Origin of the sequence: Pseudomonas sp. ABC1, assembly GCF_013395055.1 — a bacterium.
Lineage (GTDB): Bacteria > Pseudomonadota > Gammaproteobacteria > Pseudomonadales > Pseudomonadaceae > Stutzerimonas.
On the sequence record NZ_CP058349.1, the window covers coordinates 1,941,104 to 1,959,642 of the forward strand.

Genomic DNA, 18,539 nt, shown 5'->3' on the forward strand with positions numbered 1-18,539 from the left:
TCGGATCAGGTACGCCGGCGCTGCCAGAACTGCTGCGCCAGCTCCTGCAGCCCCTCCGCCAGCTCTGCCACCCCGGTGGCATGGCTGCGGCTTTCCTGGCTGGCGGCAAGGTGCTGTTCCGAACTGTCGCGGATGCTCGACACGCTCTGGCTGATGTCCTCGCTGACGCTGCTCTGCTCTTCCACCGCCTGTGCGATCTGGCTGCTCATGTCGCTGATTTCGCGCACCCGCTGGTTGATGCAATGCAATGACTGCTCGGCATCGCCGGCGTGGCTGACGCTGTCCTGCGCCTGGCTGCGACTGCGCTGCATCATTTCCACTGCCTGCCGGGCGCCATTCTGCAAGGTGCTGACCATCGCCTGGATATCCGCCGTCGAACGCTGGGTACGCGAAGCCAGACCGCGCACCTCGTCGGCGACCACGGCAAAACCTCGTCCCTGCTCGCCGGCTCGGGCCGCTTCGATGGCGGCGTTCAATGCCAGCAGGTTGGTCTGCCCGGCGATGTCGCTGATCACCTCCAGCACCCGGCTGATGTCCTGGCTGTGTTCATCCAGTCGCTGGATGGCCTCGGCGGTGAGCTGTATCTCATCCGACAGGCGCACGATGCTCTGCTCGGTATCGCCAACCCGCAGCCGGCCGCTGGCGGCTTCCTGGTCGGCGGCGAGCGTGCTCTGCGCGGTGAGCTGGGCATTGGCCGCCACCTCCTGCACGCTGGCAGCCATCTGCTCGATGGCGGTGGCGACACGCTCGGTTTCCTGCTGCTGGCGCGCCGCGCTCCTGTTGCTTTCCTCCAGCGCCTGGCTCAACTCACAGGCATGCCGGCTGAGCTGCCGGGACGAGTCGGCGATACGCCCGACGACCGCACCCGCCTCGGCTTCGAGCATGTCCATGGCCAGCGCGATCTGCCCCAGTTCGTCGCGGCGCCCGCTGAACACCAGTTGCCCCACCGGATTGTCGCCGACACGCCGCGCCCGTCCGGCCAGACGCCGCAGTGGCGTGAACAGCGAGCGCAGACAGGCCGCCATCCCCAGGCCGGCCGCCAGCGTCATGACCAGGGCGGCGCTCCAGCTCAGCTGGCCTGCCAGCACGCCCAGCAGGCCAACGACAGCGACATTGGCAACACACAACAGCGCGGCCCGCGCGCCGATGCCCAAAGGCCGAGCCGTCAGGGATCGCGGCAGACGCCCCGAGCGCAGCCGCGCATACAGCGCTTCGGCTGCCCGCACCTGCGCCGGCTCGGGCCGCGTGCGCACCGACTGGTACTCCACCACCTGACCGTCCCGGCTCACGGGCGTCACATAGGCACGGACCCAGTAGTGATCGCCGTTCTTGCAGCGATTTTTCACCAACCCCATCCAGCTACGACGCTCGCGCATGCTGTTCCACAGGTCGGCGAACGCCTCGGCAGGCATGTCGGGGTGACGCACGACATTGTGCGGCTGCCCGAGCAGCTCCTCCTGCGTGAAGCCGGAAATACGGATGAAGTCGTCGTTGGCGTAGGTGATGCGGCCTTTCAGGTCGGTGGTCGAGAGGATGTTGTCCGTCTCGCTCACGCTCACTTCATGGCCGCTGACGGGCAGGTTGGTTCGCATCGGGGGCGATCATTCCGGTAGGGGGTTGCAGGGGCCGCTCACTCGGTCGCGCCGGGATTCGTCCTGCTGGCGCGCGGGTTCGCCGGTCACTTCCAGCAAACCGAGCAATTTGCGCCGCAGCAGTCCCAACTCCCTGGACTTGAAAGAACCCCGCGTGCGCTCCAGCACCTGAACGGTATGGACCAGCGCCGCCCGCATCTGCATGGCTTCGCTCAAGGCCTCGTGGGTGAAGTGTCCGGGCGGATTGACGATGACGTCGAAGCCCAGGTCGAGCATGCCCAGCCGCTCGCGCAGATGCTCGACGCATTCGGGGAGGCCCGTCACCAGCACCAGGCAAGGTGCCGTGTGTCTGTTCGAAGAGTCAGTCATCGCTTTCTCGTTGGCCAATGGTGGTCAATAGCGAAATACCGAAGATGGGGTGGACGCCAAGCGCTGCCCTCAGGCAACTTTCGACACCGCACCGATCATGGCCTGCCTGGTGGCTGCAAAAGATGACAGCCCACAAAAAAGGCACCGTCCGGCCTGCCATGGAAGGAGCCGGAAGGTGCCTTATCTATCAGGTCCATATGCCCCGAGCGCTAAAGCGTCTTTCGTTTGAACGAAACTGATGGCAGTTTGCCTCTACGTCGTTTGGCGAACAAGAGCGTAAAGCGTTTACCTTGATGCATATCAACAAGCACAGGCCCCACGGCCCACCCGCCCTGGCTGGACGCAATATCCGGTAACCGCCATGGGCAATGCCGCGTTGAACTGGAAGATGAGACTCACTACCATCGCACTTCCGTTTTCATACCAGAGGCGTTTCCCATGCGGGCAAGCAAATGGCTATTGGCAGCATTCTCCCTGTCGACCCTGGCCGGTGCGGCGCAGGCGGCCGACGAGGTCGTCGTCTACTCCTCGCGGATCGATGAGCTGATCAAGCCGGTTTTCGATGCCTACACCAAGAAGACCGGGGTCAAGGTGAAATTCATCACCGACAACGAAGCCCCGCTGATGGCCAGGATCAAGGCCGAAGGCGAGAACACGCCGGCCGACCTGCTGATCACCGTGGACGGCGGCAACCTCTGGCGTGCCGAGCAGATGGGCATCCTGCAACCGCTGAAGTCGAGCATCGTCGAAGCCGACATTCCGCCGCAATACCGCTCCTCCACCGGCGCCTGGACTGGTTTGTCGCTGCGCGCGCGCACCATCGTCTACTCGCCGGAGCGCGTCGAGCCGGGCGAACTGAGCACCTACGAGGCGCTGGCCGACGAGAACTGGGAAGGCCGCCTGTGCCTGCGCACCAGCAAGAAGGTCTACAACCAGTCGCTGACCGCCACCCTGCTGGAAACCCACGGCCCCGAGAAAACCGAGGAAATCCTCAAGGGCTGGATGAACAACCTGGCGACCGACGTGTTCGCCGATGACAACGCGGTGATCCTCGCGGTGGACGCCGGCCAGTGCGACGTCGGCATCGTCAACACCTACTACTACGGGCGCCTGCACCAGCAGAACCCGAACCTGCGCGCCAAGCTGTTCTGGCCGAACCAGCAGGACCGTGGCGTGCACGTCAACCTGTCGGGCATCGGCCTGACCAAGTACGCGCCGCACCCGGAAGCCGCACAGAAGCTGGTGGAGTGGATGACCACCCCCGAGGCGCAGAGCATCTTCGCCGACGGCAACAAGGAGTTCCCGGCCAACCCGAACGTCAAGCCTTCCGCCGAAGTCGCCAGTTGGGGCGAGTTCAAGGCCGACACCATTCCGGTGGAAATCGCCGGCAAGCGCCAGGCCGAAGCCATTCGCCTGATGGACCGGGTCGGCTGGAACTGACGGCATGCCGCAAGCGTAGGGTGCACACCTGAACGACCGGCGCCGCTCTCTCTGCTGCGTACAGCGCCCGGACGTTTTTTCGCTTGCAGCTTGAAGCCTGTGGCTTGAAGCTTGCGCCATGACGCCCCGCTCCGTCGGGGCGTTTTTCTGCCCGTCGTCGAGGTCTTGCGTGTCCCATCCCACCCAGTACCGCTGGTATCCCATCACATTCGCCATCGCTGCCCTGGTATTGCTGCCGCTGACGGTACTGGCCTTCAGTTGGCACGACATCGACCCGGAAATCTGGCAGCACCTGTGGGAAACCCAGATGACGCGCCTGCTGGGCAATACACTGACACTGGTGATCGGGGTGGCCATCGGCGTGACGCTGCTCGGCGTCAGCCTCGCCTGGCTTACCGCACTTTGCGAATTCCCCGGCCGGCGCTGGCTGGACTGGGCGCTGATGCTGCCCTTCGCCATCCCGGCCTATGTGCTGGCGTTCGTCTTCATCGGCTTGCTGGATTTCTCCGGGCCGGTGCAGAGCCTGGCGCGGGAATGGTTCGGCAGCGGCCTGCGCTTCCCCCGGGTACGCTCCACCGGAGGCGTGATCCTGGTGCTGGTGCTGGTGTTCTACCCCTACGTCTACCTGCTCGCGCGCTCGGCCTTCATCGCCCAGGGCAAGGGGCTGATGGAAGCGGCACGGATACTCGGCCAGACACCCTGGCAAGCCTTCTGGCGCGTGGCGCTGCCCATGGCCTGGCCCGCCATCGGCGCAGGTCTGGCCCTGGCGCTGATGGAAACCCTGGCCGACTTCGGCGCGGTTTCGGTGTTCAATTTCGACACCTTCACCACCGCCATCTACAAGACCTGGTACGGCTTTTTCAGCCTGACCAGCGCCACCCAACTGGCCAGCCTGCTGCTGCTCGCGGTGATGCTGGTGCTCTACGGCGAACGCCGCGCCAGGGGCGCCGTGCGCCCGGCCAATGAGCGCGCACGAAGCGGCGCCCTCTACCCATTGAGCGGTTTCAAGGCCTTCGCCGCCAGCGCCTGGTGCCTGCTGGTCTTCGCCTGCGCTTTCGTCATTCCCGTGCTGCAACTGCTAGCCTGGCTCTGGCAGCGCGGACGCTTCGACCTGGACGAGCGCTATGTCGCGCTGATCCTGCACACCCTCTACCTTGGCGGTATGGCCGCGCTGCTGACGGTAACCCTGGCGCTGCTGCTGGCGTTCGCCCGGCGCCAGGCAACGTCGCGTACGATCCGCAGCAGCGTCGGGCTGGCGAACCTGGGCTACGCGCTGCCCGGCTCGGTGCTGGCGGTGTCGATCATGCTGGCCTTCAGTTACCTCGACCGGCACCTGGTGATCCCTGTGTCCAGTTGGTTCGGCGGGGCCGGCAAACCCTTGCTGGTGGGCAGCCTGGCCGCCCTGCTGGTGGCCTACCTGATCCGCTTCATGGCCGTGGCCTTCGGTCCGCTGGAAAACGCCCTGGCGCGCATCCGCCCCTCGCTGCCGCAAGCCTCGCGCAGCCTTGGCGTCGGCGGCATGGCACTGTTCCTGCGCGTCTATCTGCCGCTGCTGGTGCCAGGCACGCTGAGCGCGGCCCTGCTGGTTTTCGTCGACGTCCTCAAGGAAATGCCGGCCACCCTGCTGATGCGCCCTTTCGGCTGGGACACCCTGGCCGTGCGCATCTTCGAGATGACCAGCGAAGGCGAGTGGGCACGCGCCTCGCTGCCAGCGCTGACCCTGGTGCTGGTCGGACTGCTGCCGGTGATCCTGCTGATTCGCCGCTCGGCGGGCAAATGAACACCAGGCGCCGGGAACGCCTGGATAACGCAGCCTGCTGGCTCGATTACAGAATATGGCGGAAGGCTTACACAGGGTAGCGACCCCTGGCTCCGTGACCTGTAACACCCTTGCCGCTACAATGCGCGCCATCGAACAAGAGCCGTTCCCACCTGGGAAATGGCTCCATCAGGCGCCCCACGGGGTGCCGGCCCGGAAGGAGAAACCCATGGGTAAGCGTACACCGCTCTACAATCAGCACCTTGCACTGGGTGCCAAGATGGTCGATTTCGGCGGCTGGGACATGCCGCTGCACTACGGCTCGCAGGTTGAAGAGCATCACCAGGTGAGACGCGACTGTGGCGTGTTCGACGTTTCCCACATGAACGTCATCGACGTGGTCGGCCCGCAGGCCGGCGACTACCTGCGGCGCCTGCTGGCCAACGACGTGGCCCGCCTCGACGAGCCCGGCCGCGCCCTCTACAGCGCCATGCTCAACGAGCAGGGCGGCGTCCTCGACGACCTGATCGTCTACTTCACCGGAGACGACTACCGCCTGGTGATCAACGCCAGCACCCGCGACAAGGACCTCGCCTGGATGCGCCAGCAGGCCGAAGGCTTCGCGGTGGAGATCATCGACCAGGCCGACCTGGCCATCCTCGCGATCCAGGGCCCGCATGCCCGGGCCAAGGCCGCGGAACTGGTGCCGCCGGGCTTCTCCGAACTGATCCTGGGCCTCAAGCCCTTCAGTGGCCGGCGTGAAGGCGCCTGGTTCGTCGCCCGTACCGGCTACAGTGGCGAGGACGGCATCGAGATCATCCTGCCGGCCGAGGAAGTCGCGGATTTCTTCGGCGAACTGGTCGGCGCCGGCATCTCCCCCATCGGTCTCGGCGCCCGAGACACCCTGCGCCTGGAAGCCGGGCTGAACCTCTACGGCCAGGACATGGACGAGTCCGTCTCGCCGCTCTCGGCCAACATGGGCTGGACCGTGGCCTGGGAGCCTGAGGAGCGCGCCTTCATCGGCCGCGAGGCGCTGGAGCGGCAGAAATACGCCCTGCAAAGCCCGCCGCGCCTGGTCGGCCTGGTACTGGAGGAACGCGGCGTGCTGCGCGCCCATCAGGTCGTGCGCGTCAACGGCTTCGGCGACGGCGAGATCACCAGCGGCAGCTTCTCGCCGACCCTGGGCAAGTCCATCGCCCTCGCCCGAGTGCCGGCACTGACGGCGGAGCGCGCCGAAGTTGAAATTCGCGGCAAATGGTACCCGGTGCGCGTGGTGAAACCGACGTTCGTGCGCCACGGCAAGGTACTGGTGTAAATTCCCCCGACAAAACGACTGCCCACGAGGAAATACCCCCATGAGCGATATCCCCAGCGAACTGCGTTACGCCGCCAGCCACGAGTGGGCACGCCTGGAAGCCGACGGCAGCGTGAGCGTCGGCATCTCCGATCACGCCCAGGAAGCACTGGGCGACGTGGTCTATGTCGAACTGCCGCAGGTCGGCCAGCACCTGGCCGCCGGCCAGCAGGCAGGCGTGGTGGAGTCGGTCAAGGCCGCCTCGGACATCTATGCCCCGGTCTCCGGCGAAGTGATCGCCATCAACGAACAACTGGCCGACGCTCCCGAAGTAGTCAATGCCGAACCCTACGGCGCCTGGTTCTACCGCCTCAAGCCCAGCGACAGCAGCGAACTGCAGAACCTGCTGGACGCCGATGGCTACCGCACCGCCAGCGACGACGCCTGATCAGGAAACACGCTGCAGGCCCTGGCGCTTGATCGTCAGGTAAAGCGCTTCGACCTTTTCCCGCGCCCAGGGCGTTTTGCGCAGAAAGGTCAGGCTCGACTTGATGCTCGGATCGTTCTTGAAGCAACGGATATCGATACGCTGGGCCAGGCCGTCCCAACCCAGTCGCTCCTGCAGTTCGGTGAGGATGGCCTGCAGGGTGACACCATGCAGTGGGTCTTTCGCGGTACTCATAACGGACTCCTGATCGGCGGCTCGCCAGCTTAACAGCCAGCCCACGCAAAGAGGCCCGGAAATGCTCCGGGCCTCTTCATGTGGCGGATGATGCCGGTGCGATCAGATGTGCGCGTCCCGGTATTCCTTCTCTGCCTCATCGAAGCGCTGCTGGATCGTCGCCGAAGGCTGCTTGCCGAGCAGGCTGACCACGACGATGGCGATGCTGGCGAACAGGAAGCCCGGGATGATCTCGTACAGGCCGAGGTGGCCCAGCAGGTTCTTCCAGACGATGACCGTCACCGCACCGACCAGCATGCCGGTCAGCGCGCCATTGCGCGTGGTGCGCTTCCACAGCAGCGAGAACAGCACCACCGGCCCGAACGCCGCGCCGAAACCGGCCCAGGCGTAGGACACCAGCCCCAGCACCTTGCTCTCGGGGTTGGCGGCCAGGAGGATGGCGACCACCGCCACCAGCAGCACCATCACCCGACCGACCCATACCTGCTCGCGCTGCGAAGCATTCTTGCGCAGGAAGGCCTTGTAGAAGTCTTCGGTCAAGGCGCTGGAACAGACCAGCAACTGGCAACTCAGGGTACTCATCACCGCTGCCAGGATGGCCGACAGGATGATACCGGCGACCCAGGGGTTGAACAGGATCTTGGTCAGCTCGATAAATACCCGCTCGCCATTCTCGTTGACCGGGCCTGCCAGCTCAGGGTTGTTGGCGAAATAAGCGATGCCAAAGAAACCAACCGCCACCGCGCCCGCCAGGCACAGGATCATCCAGGTCATGCCGATACGGCGTGCTGCCGGGATCGCCTTTACCGAGCTGGCCGCCATGAAGCGCACCAGGATGTGCGGCTGGCCGAAATAACCCAATCCCCAGCCCAGTAGCGATACGACCGCGACGAAGCCCAGCCCCTTGAACATGTCGAAGTTCGACGCCGATTGCGCCTCGATGGTGGCCAGGGCGGTGCCGAAGTCACCCAGCGCCAGGATGACGAAGACGGGCGTGATCAGCAGCGCAAAGATCATCAGCGTCGCCTGCACCGTATCGGTCCAGCTCACGGCCAGGAAGCCGCCGATAAATACATAAGCGATGGTCGCCGCAGCCCCCACCCACAGTGCGATGCCGTAGGGAATGCCGAAAGTGCCTTCGAACAGACGGGCGCCAGCCACCACGCCGGACGCGCTGTAGATGGTGAAGAACACCAAGATCACCAGCGCCGAGAAGATGCGCAGCAGCTTGCTGCCATCCTCGAAACGGTGGGTGAAATAGTCCGGCAGGGTCAACGCGTTATGGTTGTGCTCGGTCTGCACCCGCAGCCGTCCGGCGACGAACAGCCAGTTGAGCCAGGCGCCGATGATCAGGCCGATGGCGATCCAGCTTTCGGACAGCCCGGAGACGAAGATCGCGCCCGGCAGGCCCATCAGCAGCCAGCCGCTCATGTCGGAGGCGCCGGCCGACAGCGCCGTGACGAAACTGCCGAGGCTGCGACCACCGAGGATATAGTCGGAGAAGTTATTGGTGGCGCGGTAGGCAACGAAGCCGATCAGCACCATCGCCAGGATGTAGACCACGAACGTGATCAGGGTGGGTGTATTGGCGCTCATGAAAGCCCCTCATGGTTGTTATTGGTCAATGTAAGAGGCAGGCCAGGCCCGGCTCGTTCGGCAGAAAGCGGCGGGCAACACACCCATGCCAATGCCGCAGGAATCATTTTCAGAGACAGACTCGCGGACATCGCCAGGTTGCACCGCGAGAGCGAATCCTATTCAAAGATCGCAACAAGGTGCAACCCAACACAATGAAAAAGTTGCACTCACGGTCGATTACCTCAACTTCACGTCAATACGGCGCCCATTCGGTGCAGGTTCAACACAAACGCACCACAAGGGTGCATTTATAGCGATAGAGCAATCCATTAGACCAATTACCCGAAATTTTAAGGTTGCACCTAGTTGCACCCAATTGATTACAGCTATACCTTTGCGCCGTTCCGCCACCGCCTTCGATGGCCGCGCCTGTACAAGAGGATTTCCACATGGCTACAACCACCACCCTTGGGGTCAAGCTCGACGAAGCGACCCGCGAGCGCCTCAAGCAGGCAGCCAAGACCATCGACCGCACCCCGCACTGGCTGATCAAGCAGGCGATCTACACCTACCTGGAAACCCTGGAGAGCGGTGCCACCCTGGCCGAACTGCAAGGCGTCGCCGAGCGCCTGGCCGAAGGTGACAGCGACGCGCTGGAAACCCTCAGCGAGCCGGCCCTGCAGCCGTTCCTCGAATTCGCCGAGAACGTCCTGCCGCAATCGGTACTGCGCGCCGCCATCACCAGCGCCTACCGCCGCCCGGAAGAAGAGGCCGTGTCGATGCTGCTGGAGCAAGCGCGCCTGCCGGCCGAGCAGGCCAAGGCCAGCCACACCCTGGCACACCGCATCGCCAGCACCCTGCGCAACCAGAAAGCGGCCAGCGGCCGTGCCGGTATCGTCCAAGGGCTGCTGCAGGAGTTTTCCCTGTCGTCCCAGGAAGGCGTCGCCCTGATGTGCCTGGCCGAAGCCCTGCTGCGCATCCCCGACAAAGGCACCCGCGACGCGCTGATCCGCGACAAGATCAGCCACGGCAACTGGCAGCCGCACCTAGGCAACAGCCCTTCGCTGTTCGTCAACGCCGCCACCTGGGGCCTGCTGCTGACCGGCAAGCTGGTTTCCACCCATAACGAAGCGGGGCTTTCCAGCTCTCTCAACCGCGTCATCGGCAAGAGCGGCGAGCCGTTGATCCGCAAGGGCGTGGACATGGCCATGCGCCTGATGGGCGAGCAGTTCGTCACCGGCGAGAGCATCGCCGAAGCCCTGGCCAACGCACGCTCGCTGGAAACCAAGGGCTTCCGCTACTCCTACGACATGCTCGGCGAAGCCGCGCTGACCGAACATGATGCCCAGCGCTACCTGGCCTCCTACGAGCAGGCCATCCACGCCATCGGCAAGGCCTCCAACGGCCGTGGCATCTACGAAGGCCCCGGCATCTCGATCAAGCTCTCGGCCCTGCACCCGCGCTATAGCCGCGCCCAGTACGAGCGCGTGATGGACGAACTCTACCCGCGCCTGCGCGACCTGACGCTGCTGGCCAGGCAGTACGACATCGGCCTGAACATCGACGCCGAGGAAGCCGACCGCCTGGAGCTGTCGCTGGACCTGCTCGAACGTCTCTGCTTCGAACCGCAACTGGCCGGCTGGAACGGTATCGGTTTCGTCATCCAGGCCTACCAGAAGCGCTGCCCGTTCGTCATCGACAGCCTCATCGACCTGGCCCGCCGCAGCCGCCACCGCCTGATGATCCGCCTGGTCAAGGGCGCCTACTGGGACAGCGAGATCAAGCGCGCGCAGATCGACGGCCTGGAGGGCTACCCGGTCTACACCCGCAAGGTGCACACCGACGTCTCCTACATCGCCTGCGCACGCAAGCTGCTGGCGGTGCCCGAGGTGATCTACCCGCAGTTCGCCACCCACAACGCCCACACCCTGGCCACCATCTACCAGTTGGCCGGGCAGAACTACTACCCCGGCCAGTACGAATTCCAGTGCCTGCACGGCATGGGCGAGCCGCTCTACGAACAGGTGGTCGGCAAGGTCGCCGATGGCAAGCTGAACCGTCCGTGCCGCATCTACGCGCCGGTCGGCAGCCATGAAACGCTGCTCGCCTACCTGGTGCGTCGCCTGCTGGAGAACGGTGCCAACACCTCTTTCGTCAACCGCATCGCCGACCAGTCGGTGTCCATCGACGAACTGATCGCCGACCCGGTCGCCCAGGTGGAAACCCTGGCCATCGAGGAAGGCACCCTGGGCCGTGCGCATCCGCGTATCCCGTTGCCACGCGACCTCTACGGCGATGCCCGCAGCAATTCCAGCGGTATCGACCTGTCCAACGAGCATCGCCTCGGCTCCTTGTCCAGCGCCCTGCTGGGCACCAGCCATGCCGACTGGCGCGCCGAACCGATCCTGGCCAAGCCGACCACACCCGGTGCCGCCAGCCCGCTGCCCAACCCGGCGGACCGTCGCGATGTCGTCGGCCAGGTCAGCCAGGCCAGCACCCAGGATGTCGACGACGCCCTGCAATACGCCCTCAACTGTGCGCCCATCTGGCAGGCGACCCCCGCCGACGAGCGCGGCGCCGCCCTGGAGCGCGCCGCTGAGCTGATGGAGGCGCAGATACAGCCATTGATCGGCCTGCTGGTGCGCGAAGCCGGCAAGACCTTCGCCAACGCCATCGCCGAAGTGCGCGAAGCGGTCGACTTCCTGCGCTACTACGCCGCCCAGGCGCGCGGCTTCGGTAACGACAGCCACCGCCCGCTGGGCCCGGTGGTGTGCATCAGCCCGTGGAACTTCCCGCTGGCGATCTTCACCGGTCAGGTGGCCGCAGCACTCGCCGCAGGCAACAGCGTGCTGGCCAAGCCTGCCGAACAGACCCCACTGGTCGCCGCGCAGGCCGTACGCCTGCTGCTGGAGGCAGGCATCCCGGCGGGCGCTGTCCAATTGCTGCCGGGTGACGGAGAAACCGTTGGCGCCCGCCTGGTCGCCGACGAGCGGGTCAAGGGCGTGATGTTCACCGGCTCCACCGAAGTGGCGAAGATTCTTGCGCGCAGCGTTGCCGGTCGCCTCGACGCCCAGGGCCGACCGATCCCGCTGATCGCCGAGACCGGCGGGCAGAACGCGATGATCGTCGACTCCTCGGCACTGGCCGAGCAGGTGGTCACCGACATCGTCGCCTCTGCCTTCGACAGCGCCGGCCAGCGCTGCTCGGCGTTGCGCGTGCTGTGCGTGCAGCAGGACGCCGCCGAGCGCATCATCGAGATGCTCAAGGGCGCCATGGCCGAATGCCGCCTGGGCAACCCGGACAAACTCAGCGTGGACATCGGCCCGGTGATCGACGCCGAAGCCAAGGCAGGTATCGAGCGCCATATCCAGGCCATGCGCGCCAAGGGCCGGCATATCTACCAGGTGGCCCGCGCCGAGGCCGACGAATGCCGCCACGGCACCTTCGTCACACCGACCCTGATCGAACTGGAAAGCCTCGACGAACTGCAACGCGAAGTGTTCGGCCCGGTGCTGCATGTGGTGCGCTACCAACGCAAGGACCTCGGTGCACTGATCGAACAGATCAACGCCACCGGCTACGGCCTGACCCTCGGCGTGCACACGCGTATCGACGAAACCATCGCCCAGGTCGTTGGCAGCGCCCATGCCGGCAACATCTACGTCAACCGCAACATCGTCGGTGCCGTGGTCGGCGTGCAGCCGTTCGGTGGCGAAGGCCTGTCCGGCACCGGCCCGAAAGCCGGTGGCCCGCTGTATATGTACCGCCTGCTAGGCAGCCGCCCGCACGAATCGGTCACCCGCACCCTGTCCGCCATCGACAGCGACGCCTTCGAGCAGCAACGCGCCAACGTCCAACGCCCGGCCCTGCAGGCCCTCGCCGAATGGACGCGCGGCAACCAGCGCCAGGAACTGGATGAACTCTGCCAGCGCTTCGCCGCGCAAGCGGCCAGCGGCATCGAGCTGCAACTGCGCGGCCCGACCGGCGAGCGCAACAGCTACAGCCTGCATCCGCGTGAACGGGTACTGGGCCTGGCCGACAGCGAGCAGGACCTGCTCGCGCAACTGGCAGCGGTGCTGGCGGTCGGCGGCAACGCCCTGTGGCCACGCGACGAACTGACGGAAAAACTCGCCACCCAGCTGCCGGCGCCAGTCCAGGTGCATATCCAACTGGTAGCCGACTGGAGCAAGGACGACGTGGCTTTCGACGCCGTCCTGCACCACGGCGACTCCGACCAGCTGCGCGCCCTGTGCAAACAGATCGCCAGCCGCAACGGCCCGATCGTCGGCGTCCAGGGCCTGTCCCGTGGCGAAACCGACATCGCCCTGGAACGCCTGCTGATCGAACGCGCCGTCAGCGTCAACACCGCCGCCGCGGGGGGCAATGCCAGTCTGATGAGTATCGGCTGAGTGGAAAACGGCCCGCCTCGCCCAGAGGCGGGCTGAACCACAACGAAGCATGACCATCGTCCATCACCGCACACGCAATATCTTTTTGCCATCACACAGGGCACAGCCCTGCATACCCTGCCTCCCTGGCCCTTCCAAGCACCTGAACGCCCGAAGCATTACGCACCATATCAGTGCATCCGCATCCGTTCTGGACACCGAGAAAGGCAATGGCGCTCATCGAGCTGGGCGCATGGTCCTCTATCTACGCCTCATCGCCGCCCATGCCTGGATGGCACGAATGTTGTCTGCACCTTGCCGGACTGTCCTGCATAGCCTTGACTGATCCCTGACGACAACTTCAAGAAGGAATGCCCATGCGTCTACTGCCCCACTCGCTGCTGGCCGTCTCGCTCCTGCCCCTGGCCCTCGCGGTCCATGCCGAATCCCAACAGTTCGAAATACTCGAACGCCTTTCCCCCTCGGTGACGAAACTCGAACAAGGCAAATATGCCGGCAATTTCTATGTGCCGTCGTCGCTGGAGAACGTCACCTGGGGTTACCTGCCGAACCGCACCGCCAAGCCTGTCCTGACGGTTGCCTCGGGCAGCGTCGTGACCGTGGACACCATCTCCCATGAAGGGGTCCTCGAAGACCAGGGACGCGACCCACTCGCCTACTTCGGCTCGAAAGGCGTGAAACCCGAGCATGTATTGAAGGAAGCCGTGGAGCTGACGGCATCGGATCGCGCCCACGACTTTTCCAAGGACGGCCCCCACGTGGTCACCGGCCCCATCGCCATTGAGGGCGCCAAGCCAGGGGATGTGCTGAAGGTCGAGATCATCGCGGTGGAGCCTCGCGTCCCCTATGGCGTGATCTCCAACCGCCACGGCAAGGGCGCCCTGCCCGGCGAACTGCCGCGAAAACCCGCCCAGGCCGATGCCAGCGCCAAACACCCCGAGCGCTACGGCAATGTCTCGGTCTTCACCCCCATCGAACCGGGCAAAGAGGGTTATGTCGGGGTACTGGATGCCGGCAACGGCAAGAAGATCCGTTTCCCGCTCGCACCCTTCATGGGCATCATGGGCGTGGCCGCCGACACCGACCAGCCAGTGCATTCGGTCCCACCGGCCCACTACGGCGGCAATATCGACGTGAACGACCTGGGCGCCGGCACCGTCGCCTACTTCCCGGTCCAGGTTCCCGGCGCGCTGTTCTATACCGGTGACGGACACTTCGTCCAGGGCGATGGCGAAGTCGCCCTGACCGCCCTCGAAGGCTCGGCCCGCGCAACCCTCCGCCTGTCCCTGCTGAAAAGCGGCGGCAAGGATATTCCAGGGAGCAAGCTGGCCCAGCCCATGGGCGAAACGGATGAGTTCTGGGTCACCCTGGGCCTGGATGAAGACCTCGACGAGGCCATGAAGAAATCCACCCGCGAGGCGATCCGCTTCCTGCAAGAGCAGTACGGCATCGACGAAGCCCTGGCCTACGCCTACCTCAGCGCCGCCACCGACTTCCAGGTTTCCCAGGTGGTCGACCGCACCAAAGGCATCAACGCGATGATCCGCAAAGCCGACTTCGTCGAGTTCGATGAGTAAGGCGATATAAGCGTGGCCGGGGGGATACCCCGGCCTTTCACCCAGGCTGCAGAACTTTCCCCACTCGCCCCCACGCACGCCGCACACCTGCCGTAATGATCGGTCTATGGACAAGCCCACCCCCTGCGCCACACTGAAAGCACCGACGCTTTCGCCACTGGAGCCGTGCCATGTCCCGAGCCATCCGCCTGCAACAGCCCGAAGCCTTTCTCCAGCGCCATATCGGCCCAGACGACGCCGAGCAGCGGACCATGCTGGCGGCGCTGGGGCTGGACAGCCGTGAGGCGCTGATCGAACAGGCGCTGCCGCCGGAGATACGCCTGGACGCGCCGCTGGAGTTGCCACCTGCGCTGGACGAACAGGCCGCGCTACGGCGCCTGAGGAGCTATGCCGAGCAGAACCAGGTGTGGACCAGCCTGATCGGCATGGGCTACCACGGCACCGTCACGCCAACGGTGATCCTGCGTAACGTGCTGGAAAACCCCGGCTGGTACACCGCCTATACGCCCTACCAGCCGGAGCTGGCGCAGGGGCGGCTGGAGGCGCTGCTCAACTTCCAGCAGATGACCTGCGACCTGACCGGCCTGGAATTGGCCAACGCGTCACTGCTGGACGAAGCCACGGCGGCGGCGGAAGCCATGAGCCTGGCGCGGCGGGTGGCGAAGAACCCGAGCCGGCGCTTTTTCGTCGACGAGAACTGTCATCCGCAAACACTCTCGGTGGTGCGGACCCGTGCCGAAGGCCTGGGCATCGAACTGGTGTGCGGACCGCTGGAACGCCTGGTCGAGCAGGAAGTGTTCGGCGCATTGCTGCAATACCCGGACACCCACGGCGAAATCCACGACCTGCGCCCGTACATCGACGCCCTGCACCAACGCCAGGCGCTCGCCTGCGTCGCTGCCGACCTGCTGGCACTGGTGCTGCTGACGCCGCCCGGCGAACTGGGCGCCGACGTGGTGCTCGGTTCGAGCCAGCGCTTCGGCGTGCCAATGGGCTACGGCGGCCCCCATGCGGCCTACTTCGCCTGCCGCGAGTCCTACAAGCGCTCGCTGCCGGGGCGGCTGATCGGCGTGTCGCGGGATGCCCGGGGCAACCCGGCGCTGCGCATGGCGTTGCAGACCCGCGAGCAACATATCCGTCGCGAGAAGGCCAACTCGAACATCTGCACCGCCCAGGTGCTGCTGGCCAATATCGCCGCCTTCTATGCCGTCTACCATGGCCCGCAGGGTCTGCAACGCATCGCCCGGCGCGTGCAGAGACTGACCGCGCTGCTGGCCCACGCGCTCGAACAAGGTGGCATTCGCCGCCTCAACCAGCACTTCTTCGACACCCTGACCCTGGAGGTCGGCGGTGCCCAGGCGGCGATCCTCGACAGCGCCCACGCCGCCCGCATCAACCTGCGCATCCTTGGCCGTGGCCGACTGGGCTTGAGCCTGGATGAAACCAGCGACGAACGAACCGTCGAACAGTTGCTGGCGATCTTCCTCGGTGCCGACCACGGCCTGGACATCGCCACGCTGGACGCCGAGTGCGACGACCTGGGCATTCCTGCAGCCCTGCAACGCAACAGCCCGTTCCTTGTCCACCCGGTGTTCAACCGCCACCACAGCGAGACGCGCATGTTGCGCTACCTCAAGCAATTGGAGAGCAAGGATCTGGCGCTGAACCAGGCAATGATCCCGCTGGGCTCTTGCACCATGAAGCTCAACGCCAGCAGCGAAATGCTGCCGATCACCTGGCCAGCATTCGCTGACCTGCACCCCTTCGCCCCCGGCGAACAGGCGCGTGGCTACCACCTGCTGATCGACGAACTGCAACGCTGGTTGTGTGCTATCAGCGGCTTCGACAGTGTCAGCCTGCAACCCAACTCGGGCGCCCAGGGCGAGTACGCCGGGCTGCTGGCGATCCGCGCCTACCACGCCAGTCGTGGCGAGGGGCAGCGCGACATCTGCCTGATCCCGGCTTCCGCCCATGGCACCAACCCGGCCTCGGCACAGATGGCCGGGCTGCGGGTGGTGGTGGTCGAGTGCGACCGCGCCGGCAACATCGACCGCGCCGACCTGGCGAGCAAGGCCGAGCAGGCCGGCGAGCATCTGGCCTGCCTGATGGTCACCTACCCTTCGACCCACGGCGTCTACGAGGCGGGCATCCGCGAGATCTGCGCGCAGGTTCATGCGCTCGGTGGACAGGTCTATATGGACGGCGCCAACCTCAATGCGCTGGTCGGCCTGGCGCGCCCGGCGGACCTCGGCGCGGACGTCTCGCACATGAACCTGCACAAGACCTTCTGCATCCCCCATGGCGGCGGCGGGCCGGGCATGGGACCGATCGGCGTCAAGACGCACCTGGCGCCGTTCGTCGCCAATCACCCGGTGGTCGAACTGGAAGGCCCGGACCCGCGCAACGGCGCAGTCAGCGCTGCACCCTGGGGCAGCGCTGGCATCCTGCCGATCAGTTGGATGTACATCGCCATGATGGGGCCGCAACTGCGCACCGCCACGGAAGTCGCGGTACTCAACGCCAACTACCTGGCCCTGCGCCTGGGCGCGGCCTACCCGATTCTCTACAGCGGCAATGCCGGACGGGTCGCCCACGAATGCATCATCGACCTGCGCCCGCTCAAGGCCAGCAGCGGCATCGACGAGGAAGACGTGGCCAAGCGCCTGATCGACTACGGCTTCCACGCGCCGACCATGTCCTTCCCGGTGCCCGGCACCCTGATGATCGAACCGACCGAGAGCGAATCGTTGGAGGAACTGGAGCGCTTCGTCGAGGCGATGCTGGGCATCCGCGAGGAGATCGCCCGGGTCGAACGCGGCGACTGGCCGGCGGACAACAATCCGCTGGTGCACGCCCCGCACACCCTGGCCGATATCACCGCGCCGTGGACACGCCCCTACAGCATCGCCGAAGCCGTCACCCCGACCACCTTCACCCGCGCCCACAAATACTGGCCGACGGTAAACCGGGTGGACAACGCCCATGGCGACCGACATCTGTTCTGTGGCTGTGCGTCCCTGGGGGATTATCGGAGCTGAGGCAGGTCATGTGGCAGTCATTGCCGCCCTTGCCTGCCGGTCGGCAAGGGATTGCCGCTGGTTGCCCCCTCAGGTGAGCCATCGTGGCAAGACCAACCCTGGTGAAGCGCGATATACGGGCTTTCCCCCATGCCTCAAGACCATGGCCCACTTCTTGCTGAAGCGTGGGGAAAGGGTAAAGGAAGATAGCCATGTATATCGGTAACGCCTATTCGACCGCGAGTGTCGCCTATACACGTCAGTTCAATAATGTGAACACGGCGCAGTCCACTCAGTCCGACTCTGTCACCGGCAATGCGCAAACCCAGGCCGACCGTGTCAGCATTTCAGACGCAGCCCGGGAGGCCGCCAGCGCAGAGGCCTCGACAGTGGCCAGTACATCGAGCACGTCGAGCGGGGAATACCCCGTAGAGATGTACCAGATCCCCAAATGGATGGCGGACTACGGTTTCGAGCTATCCAACCAGACCGGCTCCAGTGGCAACTGGTTCGCTGAACGCTATCCGCAGGCGGCAGCCGCCACGGATGAAGAACGGGCCGAATACAGCAGGCGGATCGATGGGCATTACCAGGCGCTGCTAGCCAGCAATGGCATAGAGGGGCTGGAGGCGCACTACCAGGCGACGATCCTCGACCTGAACAGCAGCGAGTCCCTGCACCAGCAGATGCGCGAGCGGCTGCAGAACGATCCGGGGATGCTTGAGCTGATGGCGAAGATGGGCAAGTCGATCTGAGACTAGAGGTGGCCGGCGCAGCCGAGCGGTGAGGCGGTGCGCACGGCGCACCCTACGGAAAGGACAG

12 protein-coding genes and 1 pseudogene are annotated in these 18,539 nt (G+C 65.2%); 8 read left to right on the plus strand and 5 right to left on the minus strand.

Features of this window, described 5'->3' with window-relative positions; genetic code table 11:
- Positions 1-5: 5 nt before the first annotated feature.
- The 3 genes and pseudogenes from HW090_RS08520 to HW090_RS18005 form a co-directional block, all read right to left on the minus strand.
- The gene (locus HW090_RS08520; RefSeq protein ID WP_373416391.1) at positions 6-1,049 is read right to left on the minus strand and encodes a methyl-accepting chemotaxis protein; all 1,044 of its coding nucleotides are present in this window, start codon (positions 1,047-1,049) and stop codon (positions 6-8) included.
- A gap of 261 nt (positions 1,050-1,310) precedes the next feature.
- Positions 1,311-1,592, minus strand: a pseudogene (locus HW090_RS18145) (PAS domain-containing protein); the annotation flags it as partial.
- Between the two features lie 9 nt (positions 1,593-1,601).
- Positions 1,602-1,961, minus strand: a complete 360-nt coding sequence (locus HW090_RS18005) for a hypothetical protein (protein WP_179111545.1) — start codon at positions 1,959-1,961, stop codon at positions 1,602-1,604.
- A gap of 438 nt (positions 1,962-2,399) precedes the next feature.
- On the opposite strand from HW090_RS18005, the gene HW090_RS08530 reads away from it, so the two are divergent.
- From HW090_RS08530 to gcvH, 4 genes are all read left to right on the plus strand, one after another.
- Positions 2,400-3,401 (plus strand): extracellular solute-binding protein, encoded by a 1,002-nt coding sequence (locus HW090_RS08530; RefSeq protein WP_179113115.1) that lies wholly within the window; start codon positions 2,400-2,402, stop codon positions 3,399-3,401.
- Positions 3,402-3,519: 118 nt separating this feature from the next.
- On the plus strand, positions 3,520-5,181 hold the full coding sequence (locus HW090_RS08535; RefSeq protein ID WP_373416372.1) for an ABC transporter permease: 1,662 nt from the start codon (positions 3,520-3,522) through the stop codon (positions 5,179-5,181).
- Between the two features lie 208 nt (positions 5,182-5,389).
- Positions 5,390-6,475 carry a glycine cleavage system aminomethyltransferase GcvT gene (gene gcvT, locus HW090_RS08540; RefSeq protein WP_179113117.1) on the plus strand — a complete coding sequence of 362 codons (1,086 nt, stop codon included), beginning with the start codon at positions 5,390-5,392 and terminating at the stop codon, positions 6,473-6,475.
- 40 nt (positions 6,476-6,515) lie between these two features.
- Positions 6,516-6,902, plus strand: a complete 387-nt coding sequence (gene gcvH / locus HW090_RS08545; protein WP_179113118.1) for a glycine cleavage system protein GcvH — start codon at positions 6,516-6,518, stop codon at positions 6,900-6,902.
- Here gcvH and HW090_RS08550 read toward each other — a convergent pair whose 3' ends face one another.
- Positions 6,903-7,136: a VF530 family DNA-binding protein gene (locus tag HW090_RS08550; RefSeq protein WP_179113119.1), complete on the minus strand. Its 234-nt coding sequence runs from the start codon at positions 7,134-7,136 to the stop codon at positions 6,903-6,905.
- Between the two features lie 102 nt (positions 7,137-7,238).
- Positions 7,239-8,732, minus strand: a complete 1,494-nt coding sequence (putP, locus tag HW090_RS08555; protein ID WP_179113120.1) for a sodium/proline symporter PutP — start codon at positions 8,730-8,732, stop codon at positions 7,239-7,241.
- Positions 8,733-9,163: 431 nt separating this feature from the next.
- Between putP and putA the strand changes: the two genes are divergently transcribed.
- The 4 genes from putA (at position 9,164) to HW090_RS08575 (ending at position 18,472) form a co-directional block, all read left to right on the plus strand.
- Positions 9,164-13,123 (plus strand): trifunctional transcriptional regulator/proline dehydrogenase/L-glutamate gamma-semialdehyde dehydrogenase, encoded by a 3,960-nt coding sequence (putA, locus tag HW090_RS08560; RefSeq protein ID WP_179113121.1) that lies wholly within the window; start codon positions 9,164-9,166, stop codon positions 13,121-13,123.
- A 356-nt stretch (positions 13,124-13,479) separates the two neighbouring features.
- Positions 13,480-14,700 (plus strand): acetamidase/formamidase family protein, encoded by a 1,221-nt coding sequence (locus HW090_RS08565; protein WP_256930771.1) that lies wholly within the window; start codon positions 13,480-13,482, stop codon positions 14,698-14,700.
- A 170-nt stretch (positions 14,701-14,870) separates the two neighbouring features.
- The gene (gene gcvP, locus HW090_RS08570; RefSeq protein ID WP_179113123.1) at positions 14,871-17,738 is read left to right on the plus strand and encodes an aminomethyl-transferring glycine dehydrogenase; all 2,868 of its coding nucleotides are present in this window, start codon (positions 14,871-14,873) and stop codon (positions 17,736-17,738) included.
- A gap of 191 nt (positions 17,739-17,929) precedes the next feature.
- The gene (locus HW090_RS08575; protein WP_179113124.1) at positions 17,930-18,472 is read left to right on the plus strand and encodes a hypothetical protein; all 543 of its coding nucleotides are present in this window, start codon (positions 17,930-17,932) and stop codon (positions 18,470-18,472) included.
- Positions 18,473-18,539: the final 67 nt, after the last annotated feature.